The following is a 19,985-nucleotide window of genomic DNA, read 5'->3' as shown; positions in this document are numbered from 1 at the left end:
AATGAAAAATACAGCTTTAACGGAACTACATATTTCATTAGGGGCAAAGATGGTTCCTTTTGCAGGTTTCAACATGCCGGTACAATACTCAGGAATTAATGACGAGCACGAAACTGTACGTACAGGAGTAGGAGTGTTTGACGTAAGTCATATGGGAGAATTTATCTTAAAAGGGGAGAAAGCTTTAGATTTAATTCAAAAAATATCTTCCAATGATGCGTCAAAATTGTATGAGGGTAAAGTTCAATATGGCTATATTCCGAATGAAGAAGGTGGTATTGTAGACGATTTTTTGACCTATAAGATTGATGATCAAACCTACATGTTAGTGGTTAACGCATCAAATATTGAGAAAGATTGGAATTGGATTAGCAAATATAATAGCTATGGAGTAGAGATGAAGGATATATCTGACAAGACGGCTCTTTTAGCTATCCAAGGCCCGAAAGCTGCGGAGGCATTACAAGCACTTACAGATATTGAGCTAGCCTCTATGGAGTATTACACCTTCCGTAAAGGAACATTTGCGGGTGTAGAAAATGTTATTGTATCCGCCACAGGATATACGGGTGCCGGAGGTTTTGAAATCTATGTGGCAAACGAAGATGCTTTAACGATTTGGAATGCTGTATTTGAAGCTGGGGCAGCATTTGGCATTAAACCAATCGGTTTAGGTGCGCGCGATACCTTACGTTTAGAGATGGGTTTCTGTTTGTATGGAAACGATATCGACGATAGTACATCTCCCTTAGCGGCAGGATTAGGATGGGTTACAAAATTCACGAAAGACTTTGTAAACGCGGATAATTTAAAAGCAGAAAAGGAAAGAGGGGTTACCCAGAAGTTGGTAGGTTTTGAAATGATAGATCGTGGAATTCCACGCCATGGCTATGAAATCGTAGATATCGACGGTAATAATATAGGTCGTGTAACCTCGGGTACACAGTCGCCAAGCTTAAAAATATCGGTAGGATTAGGTTATATTAACAATGCATTTGCCAAAGAAGGCACGGAAATATATATACACATCCGTAACCAAAAAATAAAGGCTGTAGTTCGCAAACCACCCTTTGTAAAATAAACAGGCACCACTTTGGTTTAACGCCGTACATCTCTTACCATGATTTCTGTAAGAGATGTATGGCGTTTATAGCTTATTTTCTAAGTTGTTTTTTCGTTTCTTTCTTGGCAACCGGCTTTTTCTGACTCTCGGCCTTTTTGGCATTAAAATCTAATTTTACATGTTTTAATAGTACTATTTTTAAGTAAATCAGCACCACAATCAAGGCGATAGAGGCTCCAACAATCAAAGGGTTACCCTTTTGATAGGCCGTTACCCCACTTAATATTAAAAATATAATACCCAAATTAAGCAATAAGCTCAAAAAAAATTGTTTTTTCATCCTTAAGAATTCTGTTTTCCAATAACGCGCTCGCGCAAAAAGTAAAAATAGACAATACCAGCCACAATATTAAAAAGGATTATAAACAGTACCACTAACAAACGTTCGCTATTGCTAATAAACCGTGATAGCATAAGTTCACGAAGCACCAGAAACACCCATATCAAGGATACTAACAAGGATATGGAGAACAATATAGGTGCAATAGAAACCTGTAGTACCATAAAAATAAATGCGATACTGTAAAATGCCAGACTAAAATAGAAAGCCTGCTTAGTCTGGTAAAATAAATTCTTCATCGCCCAAAAATACGTATTTCTTTGTGCATACACGTAAAACTAATGTTTAAGGGAATATACCCAGTTCTTCATAAGCCACGCCAATTTTATTTATCGCGCATATAAAAGCAGCGGTACGTAAATCGTCGACACCAGTGGTACCGGCCCATATTTCACGGATTTCCTGGTAGCTCCCCATCATAGTATCCTCTAAGCCGGAATGCACCAAATCAATCTCTTCAGGCCCTTTTTGCACGAGTTTACGCTCGGTAGGCGACATCACTTTATCGGTCATACGCTCTACGGCATCCATAATATCGGAATACCGATTTTCACTAAAGCGTTTTTCCAGACGTCCATACTTAACATGACTTAGATTTTTAAGCCATTCAAAGTAAGAAACCGTAACTCCACCCGCATTTAAATAAATGTCCGGAATAACCATAATGCCTTTCGCAATCAAAATTGCATCTGCCTCCGCAGTTACAGGTCCATTTGCTGCCTCTGCAACAATCTTGGCTTGGATTTTAGCCGCATTGCCCTTATGGATTACACTCTCTAATGCTGCAGGAATCAAGATATCGCAAGCTTGCTCTAAGCCCGTGGCAGGGTCAGGCAAATTTAACGCTCCAGGGAAATCCAGTAAAGCGCCATGCTGCTTACGATGTGCCTGCGCTTCATCGACATCAATGCCACTTTCCTTATAAATAGCGCCATTATATTCGATAACGCCTACAATTATAGCGCCCGCATTTTGGCAAAATTTTGCTGCATGGTAGCCCACATTCCCTAGCCCCTGAACAATAATTTTTTTCCCTTGAATACCCGTAGTAAGGCCCAACTTTTTCATGTCCTCCTCGATGGAACAAGCTTCACGAATACCGAAAAACACCCCCAAACCTGTAGCCTCAACACGTCCACGTACCCCACCTTGGGAAATGGGCTTACCTGTAACGCTGGCCATAGCATTTAAATCATTTGGGTATAAGGTAGCGTAGGTATCTACAATCCAGCTCATCTCTCTACTGCTGGTACCATAATCCGGTGCCGGTACATCGATGCCAGGTCCAATAAAATTCTTTTTGCATAATTCGGAGGTATAACGTCGGGTTATACGTTCTAAATCTGAAACACTGTATTTGGAGGTATCAATTTTAATTCCACCCTTACCACCACCAAAAGGTACGTTCACAATAGCACATTTGTAGGTCATTAAAGCCGCTAAGGCCATAACTTCATCCTGATTCACTTCCATGCTAAAACGGATACCACCCTTACATGGCAATTTATGATGTGAATGCTGTACACGGTAGGCCTCAATAACCTCAATCTCATGACCAATACGCACGGGAAATCTTACACGTAAGATAGCGTTACAAGCCTTTATTTGTTCCAGAACACCGCCAGAGAAGCGGGTAAATTTAGCCGCTTTATCAAAGTTAATTTCTACACCTTTGAAAAAGCTATATTCCTGATTTGTTGACATAGCTGTCGATTTTAGAATTTATAATTAGCTCTAAAGGTAAGCAACTTTAAACAGTAAAACCTGTAAGGCCTTCATTTTTAAGATATTTACAACAGTAATTATCTTTTGTTATAAACTCTAAACGAAAAAGAGGAAACTATTAGTTTTACCTAAAACAAAGTAGCAAAACCTTAATAGTTGTGTTGATATAGCATCAGGCGAGGCAAGTGGCCCAGGAAAAGATAAGTATTCGAAAGGGAAGGCGTAAAAAATTTACGAACGATAGGTGCAGAAAAAAACAAAACCCAAAAGTTTACCTATAAAGTAGCAATTTGCTAGGGTATGTATACATTTGGGCCTTGCTAAAGCGTCCTGAGATAAGGCTTAATACACCTCAATTTCAGGGTCTATTTCCTCTTTCCACGCTAAAATACCACCTTTTAAATTTGAAAGATTATCAAAGCCCTGTTGTTCCAATAATAAAACAGCTTGAGCAGAGCGTTTACCCGATCGACATTGAATGATAACCGGAATATCTTTGGCAATTTTGTCTGCCTCAATCAATATGCCGGCTAATGGAATATTTAAGCCGTTAAGATTCGAGACTTCATATTCAAAGGGTTCACGTACATCAATTAATTGAAAATCTGCATGAGTATCTAAAAATGATTTTAGTTCTTGAACAGTTACTTCTTTCATAGTTTTAAATTTAATTCAATCAAATATAAGTGTTTCACCTCGAAATCACGATGACATATAGCCTTAAGAATTATTAATTTTTATTATCTTAAACAAATTTTTGACCATGAGACAATCTTACCTTGCCCTCTTTATTGCCTATTTATTACTCCACGTTGCACAAGCACAAACTAAGCCTATTGTCGAACGCTCTTTTGTAGAAAAGATGTTGTATAGCTTAGCAAACGATGATATGCGCGGCAGACATGCCCTGAGTGCAGACGCCGATAAAGCGGCCGATGTTATTGCAGAAGCCTTCACAGAAATTGGCTTAACACCCTATACCGAAACAGGCTATAGACAAACTTTTACCATGACAAGCATAACGCGGAAAAGCCAGCGTATCACGTGGAACAATAGTGTGCTAAACCCCGATAGTTATATAATTCTGAGCAATGCGCCTAAAATCAGCTGGAATAACAAATCCAGCATAAGGACCTTAAATATTGATAAAGGAGATAATTTTGCACAGCGATTCCGCGAAATCGCCCTATCAGAAGGTGATGCGCTTGTTATTATTGACCCAAGCTTTGCCTCCTACATCAGCCGATATGCAAAAATATATGACCGGCAAAATGTAGTAAACAGCCAAGCTATTGACCAAAGCAGCAAGGTATTTGTGGTAAGTGATAAACGACCAAAGAAATACGAAGTAACCCATGAAAACACAGTAAAAGACGTTAATCTTTCCAATGTAGCAGGAATAATTCCCGGAAAAACAAAACCCGAGGAATACGTAATTTTCTCCGGACATTACGATCATATCGGTATTATCGCTGCTGAAGGGCAGGATTCTATTGCCAATGGGGCAGATGATGATGCATCAGGAATTACGGCAATGATTAGCTTAGCGAAGTACTATAAAAATGAAAATGCCAATGCGAGAACCTTAATTTTTGTAGCCTTTACTGCTGAGGAAATAGGAATGTTTGGATCGAAATATTTTTCAAACCATATCAATCCTGATCAAGTAACAGCCATGATAAATATAGAAATGATAGGAAAAGACTCCAAATTCGGCCCTAATACACTGTACATTACAGGATACGATAGATCTAATTTAGGCGCTTTAATGCAAGAAAATCTAAAAGGATCAGACTTCACTTTTCATGCAGATCCCTATACGAAACAAAACCTGTTTTATAGAAGTGATAATGCTGTGTTAGCGGCCTTAGGAGTTCCGGCACATACATTTTCTACCTCACAAATCGATAAAGACATCTATTACCATACTGTAAAAGACGAAATTAGCACCTTAGATATAGGTAATATTATATCCAGTATAGAAGCAATTGCGATAGGGGCAAAGGGAATTGTGGATGGAAGCCAAACGCCAACACGCGTAGAAAAGTTAACCCCATAACCTAGGTCACCGGTTTTTGCATAACATAATCATCAAGCACATAACCATAATAAGGAATATCGACTTCCCGGGAAACGGTAAAACCCTGTTTAAGATAAAAATGATAGGCTTTATTTCCTCGGTTTACATTAAGTTCAAGGGTAGTTAAATTTCTTTTTTTTGCCTCCTCAAGGGCGAAATTAATAAACCGAAGGCCATAGCCCTTACCTTGCGTTGAGGGCAGAAGATACAATTTTTCAATGCGGAGGATGTCGGTTGTCGTTTGGGCGACCGACATAAAACCAATGGGCAAATTTATATCCGCCCAAAGGATAAAAAAATCCTGTCCAGATGCCATAGCATCTTTTAAAGCCTCCTCAGTATAGCTTTTATGCAACATAAAATTGATCTGTTCAACACTTAATATATCTTTATAAGTTGGATAATATATTTGATGAACCAACTGATGAATAACAATTGCATCTTGTTTTGTAGCCTGTATTATTGTACACATAAAAGGAAATTAGAAAGATTCGCCCACCCACACAAAATCCGGCGTATTAAACTCCAGCTTATAGAACCCCGTAGCCAAGGTTTCGAAAACTCCAGGTGCCAACATACGAAGTCCGTCGCTCGCTTTCAGAAGATCCGCATCCACAAAAACACGTTCAGCAGCAGGTTTCCATTTTTCAAAAACATTTTTAACACAAACGTAACGGATATCCTGGCAGAAAAGCACCATATTGAGGCCCTCAGCATACTTTAATAGGTTAGGGTACAATTGTGAGGCCATAATATTTACTGCGCTATAACGGTTTAAAATAAGGTATTTCAACGCGTCTTCCATAAACTCGCCTTCAATAGGCACCAACTTTATTTTTTCCTGCCCTAAGACAGGTTTGGAATTGGTAAACAAAACATCAACTTTAATAGCCTGGGCAAGTAAAAAGTCGATAGTAGCCTCGTTTGTTACCACGGTTGGTGACCATTCCAGCAACTGCCCTAAATCTTCAGCAGATAAAGCCTGAAAGTTCGCTACAAGTAAAGCTGGCTCTTGGTTTTCACGAACAATATGATGCGACGACATAAGAAAGACTTAATTTCCTAACTGCGAAACCGTGATATAAGCCATTAGGCCAATGCTCAGCTCCAAAGCCTTTTCATCGATATCAAAAGACGGCGTATGCACGGCAGAAGTAATGCCTTTTGCCGGATTACCCGTACCTAAGCGATAGAAACATGCATTCGTTTCTTGCGAATAATAAGCAAAATCCTCGGCTGCAGGCCACAATTCTAACTCTACCACATTTTCTGCACCAAGGTAATCGATAGCAAAGGAACGTGCCTCCTCAGTAAGTTTTGGTTCATTCACCAAAAATGGGTACCCTTTCTGTATATCAAAATCGCAGGTCGCCCCCATACCCTCTACAATACCGGTCACCATATTTCTCATTTTCTGATGCGCCACTGTACGCCATTTCTCATCAAAAGTACGAAAGGTACCTTCCAGATACACCGAATCAGGAATGATATTAGTTGCACCATTACCAATAATTTTACCCCAGGAAAGAACCGTCGGAATACGAGGGTCGGCAACCCTACTTACCAACTGCTGCAAGGCGGTAATAACCTGAGCAGAGATAGCGATAGGATCAATATTCTGATGAGGCTGAGCCCCATGCCCACCTTTACCACGGATGGTAAGAAACAATTCGTCGCAGGATGCCATATACTTTCCCGCACGGAAGCCCACTTTACCCGCTTCAATAAAAGGCATCACATGCTGTCCGATAATTGCGGAAGGACTTGGGTTTGATAATACCCCCTCCTTAATCATTAACGAAGCACCTCCCGGTAGACGCTCTTCTCCAGGCTGAAAAATCAGTTTCACTGTACCCGCAAAGGAAGGCTTCAATGCCATTAAAATTTTGGCAACCCCCAGTAGCGAGGAAGTGTGCACATCATGGCCACAGGCATGCATAACACCCGGATTTTTAGATCCGTAGGTTCTGCCCTCCACCTCTGTGATCGGCAACGCATCCATATCCGCACGTAAAGCGATAACCTTATCCGAAGGTAAATCACCTTTAATAATTCCAACGACGCCCGTATTCGCCATCGATTGGTAAGGTATCCCTAAAGTATCTAAAAATTGTTTTACAAAAGCAGAAGTTTGAAACTCCACAAAGGAAAGTTCAGGATTGCTATGCAAGTGACGGCGTAAATCAACCGTTTCAGCGAAGAAGTCTTTCGCCAACTGTTGAATCTGATTCTTAAGATTGGCCATGGTTATGTGGTTAATTATTCCCAAACCCAAATGTCTTCTTGAACCACAAAGACATTCGAATATTGGTTGCGTAAAGTACGCATAAAGTTATTAGCTTCAGTACGGCTCGTAAAGTCGCCGACTTTTACCCTATAGTTGGGCTCGTCATAGTTAATATAACTATCCATATCCGCATGCTGCCCTCTAAACCTACTTTGTGTGGCATAGGCATCATTACGATTGGAGCCCAGGTATATTTGCACACGAAAGCCCTTTTTACGGGTGCGCGTAGTCCTGGTTTTATTTACAGGCTTTGTCCCTAAACTTATCGTGTTACGTGCTGAAGTAGGATTGATTTCATTTTCCGCTCTGAAGGTCTGCAGCAAAGCAATCAGGGAGTCTTTCGCCACCTCAACAGCCGAATGCTGCTGTGCTTTAACCGACAACTGTGAAACCAAAAGTACGAAACCTAAAATCAATCCTTTATTCAACATTATTAAATTATTTATTATTATCCATTTTTGCCGTGACAGTTCTTGTACTTCAAGCCCGAACCACAAGGACATTCATCGTTTCTACCGACCGTCTGTTCCTTACGGATAGGCTGAGTAACCGGAGCTGCTTGCGTATCCAAATCCTCCTCAGACACCCCTGTAGGTGATGTCAACTCCTCTTTTGTTGCTTTAACATGCAGAGGCTGAGCAGGAACAGGCTTTGCTTCCTGCACGTTTTCCGGCTGTTGCTGTCCAGGAATCTCCCCTTTAAATAAGAAGCTTACAATCTCCTTATTCATCGAAGCTAACATGGACTTGAACAATTCAAAAGCCTCCATTTTATAAATAATAATAGGATCTTTTTGTTCATAAACCGCATTCTGCACAGACTGTTTCAAATCATCCATTTCGCGAAGGTGCTCTTTCCATGCCTCATCAATCAAAGCAAGAACTATACCTTTTTCGAAAGATTTGAAAACTTCCGCGCCTTTAGTCTCCACCGCTTTTCTAAGATTCGTAGAAACCTGAATACCACGGATACCATCACTAAAAGGAACAACGATATTTTCTACCATATCACCCCGCTCGGCCAATACTCCCTCTAAAACAGGTAAAGTCTGCTCGCCTAGTGCTTTCGCTTTATGTTCATAATGCGTTATGATCTGATGGAACAATTTATCCGACAACTGCGCGATGGAATTAGACGCAAAATCTGCTGCAGTAATCGCAGGATCTACGGCAAATATTCGAATAACTTCGATTTGGAATTCTTCATAAGATCCCCCTTCTTTCGCTTCCGTTATCACATCCTCCACCACATCATAGATGGTATTATTCAAATCCACATCCAAACGTTCACCGAAAAGTGCATTTTTACGTTTAGAATAAATTACAGTACGCTGCGAGTTCATCACATCATCATACTCCAATAAACGCTTACGGATACCGAAGTTATTTTCCTCCACCTTACGTTGTGCACGTTCGATAGATTTAGTCAACATACTATGTTGCATAACCTCGCCCTCTTCAACGCCCATTTTCACCATAATATTGGAGATACGTTCCGAGGCAAATAAACGCATTAGCTGATCTTCTAAGGATACAAAGAACTGCGACGATCCGGGATCTCCCTGACGACCGGCACGACCTCTTAACTGACGGTCAACACGGCGAGACTCATGGCGCTCCGTACCGATAATTGCTAAACCACCCGCCTTAATAACCTCCTCAGACAACTTAATATCCGTACCACGACCAGCCATGTTTGTCGCAATGGTTACCTGCCCTGGGCGACCAGCTTCAGCCACAATATCCGCTTCTTTTTGGTGAAGTTTCGCATTTAACACATTGTGTTTAATGCCTCTCAACTTCAACATACGGCTTAACAATTCCGAAATCTCCACCGATGTAGTACCCACCAACACCGGGCGACCTTGCTCGGTTAAGGTTTGAATTTCCTGCGCTACCGCATTATATTTTTCACGTGCTGTACGGTAGATTAAATCCTCTCTATCGTGGCGCTGAATACCCCTGTTCGAAGGGATCTCTACAACATCCAATTTATAAATTTCCCACAACTCACCCGCTTCAGTAGATGCCGTACCCGTCATGCCCGAAAGCTTGTGATACATACGGAAGTAGTTTTGTAAAGTAATCGTAGCATAAGTTTGCGTAGCATCCTCAACCTTCACGTTTTCTTTCGCTTCAATCGCCTGGTGTAAGCCATCCGAGTAACGACGGCCATCCATAATACGGCCCGTCTGCTCGTCAACGATTTTCACTTTACCCTCGTCAACGATATACTGATCGTCGATTTCAAATAAGGTATACGCTTTCAACAACTGGTTTATGGAGTGAATACGTTCCGCCTTAACCGAGTAATCACGCAATAACGTTTCCTTACGTGCAGCCTTTTCCTCTAAAGCAACATCAGATTTTTCGATTTCTGCAATCTCAGTACCTACATCCGGTAAGATAAAGAAGCTAGGATCTTCACCCGAAGCGGTAATCAATTCAATACCTTTTTCCGTAAGCTCTACCTGATTATTCTTTTCATCAATAACAAAGAACAGATCTTTATCCGCCTTCGGCATATTACGATTCTGCTCCGCCATGTAGTAGTTTTCTACCTTCTGCAAAATCTGGCGGTGGTTTCCTTCACTTAAAAACTTAATTAAGGCTTTATTTTTAGGAAGACCACGGAAAGAGCGGAATAAAGCTAAGCCACCACCTTCAGCATCCGTGTCGCCATTGGCAATTGCCTTTTTAGCTTCATTAAAGACCGTATTAATATACGCTTTTTGTGCATTTACCAATTTCTCAATCCTAGGTTTCAACTGATAGAACTCATGTTGATCCCCCATAGGAATAGGGCCAGAAATAATTAATGGCGTACGTGCGTCATCGATTAATACCGAATCCACCTCATCAATCATCGCAAAATGCAACTTACGCTGCACCATTGCATCAGGTGTTTGTGTCATATTGTCACGCAGGTAGTCGAAGCCAAATTCATTGTTCGTACCATAGACAATATCCGCTTTATAAGCGTCGCGACGTTGAGGCGAGTTAGGCTGATGTTTATCGATACAATCAACACTTAAACCATGGAATTCAAACAAAGGTCCATTCCATTCAGAGTCACGTTTTGCCAAGTAATCATTCACCGTAATGATATGAATTCCCTGACCAGATAAGGCATTTAAGTAAGTCGGTAAAGTACCCACTAATGTTTTACCCTCACCCGTAGACATTTCGGCAATTTTACCTTGGTGTAATACAATACCACCAATAAGCTGAACGTCATAATGCACCATATTCCAGGTAACCTGCGTACCCGCGGCACTCCAGCTATTGCTCCATAAAGCCTTATCCCCTTGAATAGTAACATTCGCTTTGCGAGCGGCAATATTTCTGTCAAATTCAGTAGCTGTAACCTCCAACACCGAATTTTCTGTTAAACGGCGTGCCGTATCTTTTACCACCGCAAAAGCCTCAGGTAAGAGCTCTAATAAAACCTCTTCAAGCTTTTTATCTCTTTCTTTATTTAATTTATCAACCTTTTCATAGATATCCGTTTTTACGGACATATCAGTATCGTCGGCATCTGCCTTAAGTTTAAGGTCAGCAATTTCGCTATCTATATCTTTTAAATATTCTTGTATACGACTTTTAAATTCTGTCGTTTTAGCACGTAGCTCATCATGCGACAAGTTGGTAAGTTTACTATATTCCTCCTTAATCTTGTTAACGATAGGTTGAATAGCTTTGATATCACGTTCTGACTTGCTACCAAATAATTTACTTAAGAATTTTAACATAATATATTTTTATCTCTTACTTCATGCACAAAATTGACTCCAAAAACAAAATCAAGACATTTTGGCACCGACCGGGCAAATTTAATTATTCGAACTGATAACTTTCACAATAACAGCGATTTTTTTTCAAATTCCTGTCTATATGAATAAAGGTATCAAAAGAAAGCGTTTTTAAGGCAAAAATTAGCTTCAAAGCCTTAAATATTGTCGTTTTTCATGTACCAAATCTACCAAAATAAATCCATAGATTATTGCTATCGACCCGCTTAAGTAGCGGATATTTTAAGTCAGCCTACCCGACATAGCCCTTCTTTACGGAGTGCAGTAACCCCAAAGAGCGCTAAGCCCGCAATTACCACCCAAAAAGATAAAACACCATGTAAACGGAATGAGCCCGATGTAATATCGAGCTCATTATAATAACAAATTCTACGAACTAAATGTGTCTAAACATTTGGGGGCACCATAAAGGGCCCCTTACAAATAAAATTTTGATACAATTTAGAAAGCATATCGCACACCCAACTGCACCTGATAAGGATTACCAGAAGGGCTCGCCAGACCAATACTGTTCACATTATAATTAAACTGACCTGTAGATTGATCAAAACCATTTTTATCCTGTAAGCGATAAATAGCCTGGTTGCCTAAAGATTTATTTACTCCCCAGGTTTTCTTCAACATATTACCGAAGTTAAAAACCTCAGCAGAAATTTCAACAGCATGCGTTTTATAGAACCTAAAGTTTTTACTAACCCGTAGATCCACAGTACCGAAGAAATCATTTTCGCCACCGTTTCTTTCGGCAATTTTACCGGCGTACTTCACGATATAATCCTTCATACTTTGGCTTGCTTCAGGATTATCTAATATCGCCTGTAGGCCCTTTCTTAAATGTTCAGGTGTTGCTGCATTTTTATAATCAAAAATATAAGCTAAATCATTCGACGAGGTAACGAAATCACCATTCACATTCGCTCCAGCCAATAAGCTATAACGTGTACCGCCAATACCCGTATACCTTACGCCAATGTTAACACCATAAAACGTCGGTAACGTACCATATACTACAACTTTATGTCTAAACTGATTATCAGAATAAGTGATCGCACGTAAATCACGAGGGTCGTCCGCTACCGGTTGTGAAAGCGTTGCGGAGTTGGCCACATTCCCATTAAAAGAGGTATTATCTTTGGTATCATTCCAAGTATAACTTACGTTCAGTATACCATCCTTAAAGTAATTATACGTACCATCGACCACCACGGCAAATTGATTCACTTTCCCCTGGCTCGTTAACTCCAGTACACGGCCTAATTTATCAGAAATACGGCCTTTCTGCCAATCCGGCTGCCCATTGGCAGGGATAGAGTTTTTAGGAACAAACACCCCTCTGTTACCCTCATTTTCCAATCTGAAGAAAGGATCCTTAACCATATTGCGATCTACATAGGTATAATTATTACGCGCTAAGGTCATATAACCCGTAACACCCACTTTAAATTTATCGGTAATGAAACGCGTATACGATAAATTAGCCTTATAAATTGTAGGCACTTTAGCGTCATCACCAGTATAATTAATTGTTTTTGTTTGGAACTTACTATCCAAAGCAGGAATAGCACTTTGATCCTGCCGGTATTTTATAAAGTCAGGTGTAGGCACATCGTTACCCCGTACATCCACAGTCGCTAAATTACTACCATCGAAAGTAAGGTTATTGATAATAACATAATTGTTAATATCCGAGGCAAAAATACCACCACCTAAACGAATAATATCCCGTTGGTTTTCATTGATATCCCAAGTAAACTGTACACGAGGCTGCGCAATGAAAGACTTTAATTTATTATCTGTACGAATGCCAAGTTCCTTAAAAACTAAGTCATTATACGTGGCTGTGGGATACGAAGCATAATCAAAACGCAAACCCGTTGTCATTTCTAGACCAGGAGCAAGGTTCTTTTTCATCTGTCCGTAAAGGCCAACATTGACAATAGTACCACGCACAGAGATATCATCCTTCAAAGGCACCTCTCTATAATAGCGATACGGCTTAAGGTCTTCAAAATTATCCAAGGCACTTTTGTTTTCACTTGACGTAAAGTGAAATCTGCCATTCACCTCCGAGCCATAACGCGAAATAGATTTAGAGGCCATAACATCTACACCAAAGGTATACTTGGCCCAATCCGTGTCATAGTATAGATTATCTGTAAACTGGAAAACATTATTTTTAAACCCTTCCTGCGCAAAACGATGCCCCCCCAACTGAATATTTGTCGTCAAGGTTTTACCATCGATAGACGAAGCAACATTCTCCACAATAGCACGAGGGATATAATTCTTACCGATCTGATCCCCTTGTGTACTATTCTGATACACATATAAATGCTGTACCTTCAGTTCATTTGTTAAGCGGGAAGATAGCGATGTACGTAAGGTCGCTAATAAACTATTGTCAAAGTTTTTGTCATTACCATAAGATTCTAAGATATTGATACTCGTATTATCTGACAAGCCCATAGGGTTATAATCGTAGGTAAGGTTATTACGAACCGTTAACAAGTTCTTTTCATCAATTTGCCAATCTAAGCGTAAAAAAACCGCATCGGAAGTTCTTTTCTTTGGAATGGCACCAACCTGCGCTTGGTTTGAAACACCATATTTAGAACGGGCAATGCCCAAATAACGATCTAAGGTCGTCTGGTTAATTTTATACAAAGCCTCATTTGCCGACGAACGCACATCCGCTATCAACAAAGAGCGGTTATCCTGTTGTCTATCCCAAACGGCAAAGAAATGAAGTTTATCTTTAAGGATAGGCCCTCCCAAGGAGAAACCATACTGGTAAGTTGAATAATTACCGATACGCTTATTACCACGAATATCGTATGGACTTGTTAGCCAATCTGCACGGCCATAAACAAAAGCCGAACCCGTTAAGGTATTGGTACCCGATTTTGTTGCCGCACTAATTGTACCACCACCACTGCGTCCAAAAGTAACATCATATTGGTTGGTTACCACCTTAAACTCGCGCACAGCCTCCATAGAAATAGAGTAGGGTGCACCACTACGACTTGTGGTTGACCCGGCAGAGGTCGGGTTTTTAGCATTCATACCATCGATGGTAAAATTTGTAGACGAGCCCAATTGTCCAGAAATACTGCCCCCCTTTGCCAAAGGAGACAAATCTGTCAATGAGGTAAAATTACGTCCATTAACGGGTAAGGAACGAATAGTTTGCGAAGAAAATGCGGTCGCCGCACCCAAGTAATCCTTTGTATTTTTCAATGCCGACGCCTTTACCTCCACCGCATCTAAATAAGCCGTAGATGCAACCAAATCTATATTTACCCGTGCTACATCCCCCTGGTTAAGGTTAATGCCCGAAACGGTACCCTTACCAAACTCCATATCTTCTACCACAACCGTATACGGGCCACCCAGTGGTAACTGTTTAATATCAAAATTTCCCCTTTCATTGGTCACAGACTTGGTTGTAAAACCTGTAGATTCATTGCGTACATGTACGGTCACCCCTTTTACGGCAGCACGATTTGCATTCGCAACATGCCCAGTTAGGGAGGCTAAATTTCCTTGCGCAAATACTGTAGCGCCACATAAGATGGCCAGCAATACAAACAAGGATTGTAAGCATAAAATACTTCGATTAGTAGATTTTATAAATTGCATATATAGTTGTGATTAATATTGCACAAAACTATAGGTAGCATATAAACTAATTAGTAACTCAACATTAATTTGCTGTTAGGTTTTCACCCTAGTAAATACGGATTAGTGCCATACTATAAACGAGTTACAGTAGCATACAGGCGGGAAGAGCTGCCCTAAAGGCGATGGAAAACGGAGTGCCTGCCTACGCAACGGCACTCCTAATTTTTTTAGGTAAGAAAAATATTTTTAGTGCTTTCGGGTATTAGTTTTAACGCCCTAGCGCGATCGAACATCTGCCGTATTGCCGCCCGCCCCTTATCGCCCAAATCTTTAGTGTACTGGTTTACATAAAGTTCAATATGTTTATACATCACCTCCTCATCCATCTCCTGAGCATGCGAGCGGATATAGGCGAATCCTGATTTTGGATTTTGGAAGGCAAATTCTACACTCTCCCGAATTAAATTGTTTACCTGCTGCTTGAGGCTATCAGGCAAATCTCTTTTAATAACAATACCGCCCAAAGGAATGGGACTCTGTGTTGTTTTTTCCCAAAAATCGCCGAGATCCACAATTTTATGAAGCCCCTTACTGGCATAGGTAAATCTATTTTCATGAATAATCAAGCCGATATCTATCTGTTCCTGTAGCAGTGCATTTTCAATATCCGAAAACACCAGTTGCTGCTTATTCAGCAGCGTAGGAAACGCCAGACCCATTAAAAAATTCGCTGTTGTAAATTTACCGGGAATACCGATACGTAAATTTTTATATTCTTCAGGAAGTTCTGTTCCAGCATATTGTGCCAATGCAGCAGCCAAATCCTTATCCTTAGTAATTAACAAGGGGCCAACACCAAAACCCAGTGCAGAGCCCGCATCCAGTAGCTCATAATGCTCCTGTGCATACGCGAAAGCATGATAACTCAATTTGGTAATATCGAGCTCCTGCTGAAAAGCCTTATGATTCAAGGTTTCTACATCATGATACTGCACATCAAACGTTAGATTTAGCGTATCAATTTTATGATGTATTAAAGCATCAAATATAAACGTGTCATTTGGACAGGGGGAGAAACCTAAACTTAACTTCATTTTTTATCTTTTAATTATACAAATTTAAGGATCGCAACAAGGGATACCACTGTCCTTTCAAAATATAATAATAATATGACCAAAAGATCAAGATCTAGTAAATTTTAAAACGCTGGCCAAGTATTAAAACCAACATGGCTAAAAATGTAATCAGCATAATACCCTTGGCCAGGTTTTCCTTACCCGCCCGATAGGTAAATCGCATGATCACTAAATTAATACCAGCAGCCACAACAAACAACGCTATGGGCTTATCGGCAAAATATAAGGCCTGCAAGGCTGTATAGCTGTTAAGGGCAAAAGCCAGCAAAGGGGCGATACTGCCGATAATTGTGCCAAAAAAAAGAGAATCTTTCATCTGTTTGTCTTAAACATCAAAACTCCAGGAGTTCAACTCCGGAATAGCATGGTGAGCCGTCATATCAAACTGTGTAGGTACTACGGATACATAACCATTATTAATAGCAAAAACATCGGTATCCTCACCTCTGTCATTCCACTGAAATTTACCCGTCATCCAAAAATATTCTCTATTATTAGGGTCAATACGGTGATCAAACTCCTCTACCCAGTTGGCAGTAGCCTGTCTACAGATTTTAACCCCCTTAATACCTGTATCGATATGCGGAAAATTAACATTCAGCAAAGTACCTTTGGGCAAGCCATTTTGCATGACCTGCTTGGCTATTCCCAAAATATAAGAGCGGCAATGGGAGAAATCCGCATGGTGCGAAAAATCATCGAGCGAAAAACCAATAGAAGGTATATCCTCAATGGCGCCTTCCACCGCAGCAGACATGGTACCAGAGTAAAGCACATTAATCGAATAATTAAGACCATGATTAATCCCCGAAACGCACAAATCTGGTTTTCTACCTTTAAAGATTTTATCCACAGCCAACTTTACACAGTCTACAGGTGTGCCCGAGCATTTATACATTTCAACACCCTCATAAAGATCAATTTTATCCAAGCGTAAGGGTTTACCAATTGTAATAGCATGGCCCATTCCAGACTGCGGGCCATCCGGAGCGACCACGATTACATGGCCAATTTTTTGCATTTCTTCCAAAAGTACTTTTATACCTGGAGCGGTGATACCATCATCGTTAACCACCAATATTGTAGGTTTTAATTCTGCCATGGCACTAAGGTAATAAAAAAAAAGAAGCCCAGTCTTCCGAGAAAACTGAGCAACTTATCTAACAATTTGTTTTTTGGGTCTAGCCTAAGCCTTTCAACCAATCGACAACTTCTTCTCGTGCTTTACCTAATTTCTGCTGCAAACGCCCCAATAATTCATCATCCTTGCCCTCCTCATATTTTAAATCATCATCGGTCCAATCTGCATACTCTTGTTTAATTTTACCCTTCATTTCGTTCCATTTTCCCTTTAAATCTAGTTTGTCCATTTTTTCCTCCGTTTTTTAAAAGTTTCTATCAATAGAACAAGCGCTAAGTAATAAGGTTTTAAAAATTTTAAATCTCAAGATCCTACAACCAAAAGCTATACTTAAGGCTGGTTTATAATTATTACTCTTTGGGAGGGCATAAAAAACGTTGCTGCAAAAAAAGGCCTTAATATGTTCCCTACACTACGCCCCATATCCCGCGGCATATCTTGACATACCTTGCCCAAGCCAACTTAAAGACAGGAGCCGAAATAAGCCCTGGGCAGGGCATTTACGAATCCACTTCTGCTCCAGCTTAGCGTTTTACAGAACCATCCGGATACAACAAGCCTCAGGAAAGATTTCCCGTGGAACAGCCTAAAAAGCAGAAACTGCGTTTGGCTAAGAATACATGCCTTTTTTATCGATAAATTCGATAACCTTTTCGGGCGTAAAAAACTGAATACTCTGCTTAGCTTGAATAGCCTTACGAATGAAAGTGGAGGATAGTTCCATAACCGGAGTATCCGTCATCGTAACTGCGGGATGCTGTCTTAAAACGCCGGCATCATAACCAGGGCGCGGGTATACCATTAATTTATAATCGCGTAGAATAATATCGGCATTTTTCCATTTGGTAAAACCTACCAAATTATCCTCACCCATAATAAGAACAAATTCCCTATTGGGGTATTTTTCATGTAGATGTATTAACGTGTCAATCGTATACGAGGGCTGAGGCAAAGAAAATTCTATATCAGAAGCTTTTAATTTCTCACTACCCGCAATGGCAAGATTTACCATTTCTAAACGATCGTACATATTTCCAAGACTCTTTTTTTCTTTAAAAGGATTTTGTGGAGATACGACAAACCACACCTCATCAAGCATGGTATAATTGGCCATATAGTTGGCTATAATCAAATGCCCTACATGAATAGGGTTAAAAGACCCAAAAAAAAGACCGGTTAACTTCATAGCTGGCACATTTTTTAAGCTACCGTCCACAGCACAAAGCACCTGTTCCGGACGGTAGATTGATCCGTTAATTTTCTAAAAAGTCTAACACCAACTTTTCCGCTTCATTGCAAGCGGTATCTAAATCAAAATTATTTAAGATAACATCAAATTTATCGGCAAAGCTTAATTCATGCTCCGCCTTAGCAAAACGTTCCTGCAGCTTCTCTTCAGAATCTGTTCCTCTGCCCGACAAACGCTGCTTCAAGACTTCCAAAGATGGGGGATTAACAAAAATTGCTAAAGCCTCATCGGGAAATTTAGATTTTAAGCGCAATCCACCTACTACATCGATATCAAAGATCACACTCTTGCCCAGTGCCCAAATACGTTCCACTTCAGCACGTAGTGTACCGTAAAAAGTACCGGAATACACTTCTTCAAACTCGATAAACTCTTGTTTGGCAATCTTATGCAAAAATTCTTCCTTGGATATAAAATAATAATCCTTGCCATCGACTTCAGTACCGCGGGGTTCACGCGTACTAGCAGAAATTGAGAAGGCTATTTTATCGCTATGTTTTGTTAATAGATGTTTTACAATTGTTGTTTTTCCTGCACCAGAAGGAGCAGAAAATATAATTAATTTACCCGTCATTATACTATTTCTTAAAGTACGTTTAAAAGCTGTTCTTTAACTTTTTCCAATTCTTCTTTCATACGCACTACGATCTGCTGTATGTTTGCATTATTCGCTTTAGAACCTAAAGTATTAATCTCACGTCCCATTTCTTGAGAAATAAATCCCAATTTTTTACCATTAGAATCCGATGCTAATAAGGCCTTTAAGAAGTAATCACAATGGCTTCTTAAGCGTACCTTTTCTTCGGTAATATCTAATTTATCAATATAATAGATAATCTCCTGTTCAAATCTATTTTGATCGATATTTTCTTTACCTACAGTTTTTTCCATATACTGATGGATACGTTCACGAATCAAAGGGATACGGTCGCCTTCCACAGCCTCCACTTCAGAAAGATAAGTTAAGATAAGGCCTACACGGTTTTCAAGATCCGTTTTAAGCACCATCCCTTCATCCTGTCTAAAGGTATTAAAATGTTTTACAGCGGCATAAAACGCATCCATTAACACTTTACCCTCATCCTCATCCACTGCATCATCGGAATTAGAAATTACTTCAGGCATATTTAGAGCTGCTTGAAACAAGCTCTCGTTAGGCTCGCCAAGTTCGGTGGCAATATCTTTAAGTTGCTGATAATATTTTTTAAGGAGCTCTCCATTTATGGAAGAAGCTTTTGCCGTTTGGTCGGCGTATTCAGAAGAAATCAAGACATTAACTTTCCCACGTTCGATAAGCTTACCACATTCACCACGAAGGGTCAATTCTTTATCAGACACCGCCTTAGGTAAACGTATGCCTAATTCTAAAAATTTTGAATTTAGCGATTTTATCTCAACAGTGTATTTAACCTTCGCATTTTCCTGCGTACCTACACCATATCCGGTCATTGATTTTATCATATGCAAAAGTA

Annotated in this window: 19 protein-coding genes; 2 read left to right on the top strand and 17 right to left on the bottom strand. The window is 40.1% G+C overall.

Annotated elements, in window-relative coordinates; translation table 11 throughout:
* Position 1: 1 nt before the first annotated feature.
* A complete protein-coding gene (gene gcvT / locus ACL9RF_RS14770) occupies positions 2 to 1,081 on the top strand; it encodes a glycine cleavage system aminomethyltransferase GcvT (protein ID WP_422801409.1) in 1,080 nt (359 codons plus the stop codon).
* 73 nt (positions 1,082 to 1,154) lie between these two features.
* On the opposite strand, the gene ACL9RF_RS14765 is transcribed toward gcvT, so the two are convergent.
* The 4 genes from ACL9RF_RS14765 to ACL9RF_RS14750 all read right to left on the bottom strand — a co-directional run bounded on the left by ACL9RF_RS14765 (position 1,155) and on the right by ACL9RF_RS14750 (position 3,845).
* A complete protein-coding gene (locus ACL9RF_RS14765; RefSeq protein ID WP_422801408.1) occupies positions 1,155 to 1,403 on the bottom strand; it encodes a DUF6358 family protein in 249 nt (82 codons plus the stop codon).
* A gap of 2 nt (positions 1,404 to 1,405) precedes the next feature.
* Positions 1,406 to 1,702: a hypothetical protein gene (locus tag ACL9RF_RS14760; protein WP_422801407.1), complete on the bottom strand. Its 297-nt coding sequence runs from the start codon at positions 1,700 to 1,702 to the stop codon at positions 1,406 to 1,408.
* A gap of 46 nt (positions 1,703 to 1,748) precedes the next feature.
* Positions 1,749 to 3,167 carry a Glu/Leu/Phe/Val family dehydrogenase gene (locus ACL9RF_RS14755; protein WP_422801406.1) on the bottom strand — a complete coding sequence of 473 codons (1,419 nt, stop codon included), beginning with the start codon at positions 3,165 to 3,167 and terminating at the stop codon, positions 1,749 to 1,751.
* A gap of 363 nt (positions 3,168 to 3,530) precedes the next feature.
* The gene (locus ACL9RF_RS14750) at positions 3,531 to 3,845 is read right to left on the bottom strand and encodes a rhodanese-like domain-containing protein (RefSeq protein WP_422801405.1); all 315 of its coding nucleotides are present in this window, start codon (positions 3,843 to 3,845) and stop codon (positions 3,531 to 3,533) included.
* A gap of 106 nt (positions 3,846 to 3,951) precedes the next feature.
* Here ACL9RF_RS14750 and ACL9RF_RS14745 point away from each other — a divergent pair, with 106 nt between their 5' ends.
* Positions 3,952 to 5,247, top strand: a complete 1,296-nt coding sequence (locus ACL9RF_RS14745; protein WP_422801404.1) for a M20/M25/M40 family metallo-hydrolase — start codon at positions 3,952 to 3,954, stop codon at positions 5,245 to 5,247.
* A 1-nt stretch (position 5,248) separates the two neighbouring features.
* Here the strand turns inward: ACL9RF_RS14745 and ACL9RF_RS14740 are convergent, their stop codons facing one another.
* The 13 genes from ACL9RF_RS14740 to ACL9RF_RS14680 all read right to left on the bottom strand — a co-directional run bounded on the left by ACL9RF_RS14740 (position 5,249) and on the right by ACL9RF_RS14680 (position 19,974).
* Positions 5,249 to 5,740 carry a GNAT family N-acetyltransferase gene (locus tag ACL9RF_RS14740; protein WP_422801403.1) on the bottom strand — a complete coding sequence of 164 codons (492 nt, stop codon included), beginning with the start codon at positions 5,738 to 5,740 and terminating at the stop codon, positions 5,249 to 5,251.
* A 9-nt stretch (positions 5,741 to 5,749) separates the two neighbouring features.
* Positions 5,750 to 6,313, bottom strand: a complete 564-nt coding sequence (locus ACL9RF_RS14735) for a thiamine diphosphokinase (protein WP_422801402.1) — start codon at positions 6,311 to 6,313, stop codon at positions 5,750 to 5,752.
* 9 nt (positions 6,314 to 6,322) lie between these two features.
* Positions 6,323 to 7,513 (bottom strand): M20 metallopeptidase family protein, encoded by a 1,191-nt coding sequence (locus ACL9RF_RS14730; protein WP_422801401.1) that lies wholly within the window; start codon positions 7,511 to 7,513, stop codon positions 6,323 to 6,325.
* A 14-nt stretch (positions 7,514 to 7,527) separates the two neighbouring features.
* Complete coding sequence (locus ACL9RF_RS14725) at positions 7,528 to 7,986, bottom strand: SPOR domain-containing protein (RefSeq protein ID WP_422801400.1); 459 nt, start codon at positions 7,984 to 7,986, stop codon at positions 7,528 to 7,530.
* Between the two features lie 17 nt (positions 7,987 to 8,003).
* Positions 8,004 to 11,306 carry a preprotein translocase subunit SecA gene (secA, locus tag ACL9RF_RS14720; protein ID WP_422801399.1) on the bottom strand — a complete coding sequence of 1,101 codons (3,303 nt, stop codon included), beginning with the start codon at positions 11,304 to 11,306 and terminating at the stop codon, positions 8,004 to 8,006.
* A gap of 501 nt (positions 11,307 to 11,807) precedes the next feature.
* Positions 11,808 to 15,005, bottom strand: coding sequence for a carboxypeptidase regulatory-like domain-containing protein (locus ACL9RF_RS14715; RefSeq protein WP_422801398.1), 3,198 nt, complete (start codon positions 15,003 to 15,005; stop codon positions 11,808 to 11,810).
* 209 nt (positions 15,006 to 15,214) lie between these two features.
* Positions 15,215 to 16,081 carry a 1,4-dihydroxy-6-naphthoate synthase gene (locus tag ACL9RF_RS14710; RefSeq protein ID WP_422801397.1) on the bottom strand — a complete coding sequence of 289 codons (867 nt, stop codon included), beginning with the start codon at positions 16,079 to 16,081 and terminating at the stop codon, positions 15,215 to 15,217.
* Between the two features lie 94 nt (positions 16,082 to 16,175).
* Positions 16,176 to 16,439, bottom strand: coding sequence for a hypothetical protein (locus ACL9RF_RS14705; protein WP_422801396.1), 264 nt, complete (start codon positions 16,437 to 16,439; stop codon positions 16,176 to 16,178).
* Positions 16,440 to 16,448: 9 nt separating this feature from the next.
* Positions 16,449 to 17,225: a 5'/3'-nucleotidase SurE gene (gene surE / locus ACL9RF_RS14700; RefSeq protein ID WP_422801395.1), complete on the bottom strand. Its 777-nt coding sequence runs from the start codon at positions 17,223 to 17,225 to the stop codon at positions 16,449 to 16,451.
* A 79-nt stretch (positions 17,226 to 17,304) separates the two neighbouring features.
* Positions 17,305 to 17,493, bottom strand: coding sequence for a CsbD family protein (locus ACL9RF_RS14695; protein ID WP_422801394.1), 189 nt, complete (start codon positions 17,491 to 17,493; stop codon positions 17,305 to 17,307).
* A 381-nt stretch (positions 17,494 to 17,874) separates the two neighbouring features.
* Positions 17,875 to 18,450, bottom strand: coding sequence for a nicotinate (nicotinamide) nucleotide adenylyltransferase (gene nadD / locus ACL9RF_RS14690; protein WP_422801393.1), 576 nt, complete (start codon positions 18,448 to 18,450; stop codon positions 17,875 to 17,877).
* Between the two features lie 67 nt (positions 18,451 to 18,517).
* On the bottom strand, positions 18,518 to 19,087 hold the full coding sequence (gene gmk, locus ACL9RF_RS14685) for a guanylate kinase (protein ID WP_422801392.1): 570 nt from the start codon (positions 19,085 to 19,087) through the stop codon (positions 18,518 to 18,520).
* An 11-nt stretch (positions 19,088 to 19,098) separates the two neighbouring features.
* Complete coding sequence (locus ACL9RF_RS14680; RefSeq protein ID WP_422801391.1) at positions 19,099 to 19,974, bottom strand: YicC/YloC family endoribonuclease; 876 nt, start codon at positions 19,972 to 19,974, stop codon at positions 19,099 to 19,101.
* Positions 19,975 to 19,985: the final 11 nt, after the last annotated feature.

The sequence above is a fragment of the Sphingobacterium sp. Mn56C genome (assembly GCF_049319645.1).
Taxonomy (GTDB): domain Bacteria; phylum Bacteroidota; class Bacteroidia; order Sphingobacteriales; family Sphingobacteriaceae; genus Sphingobacterium.
The sequence above is the reverse complement of the archived record's forward strand: the minus strand, read 5'-3'. Positions and strand labels throughout refer to the sequence as shown.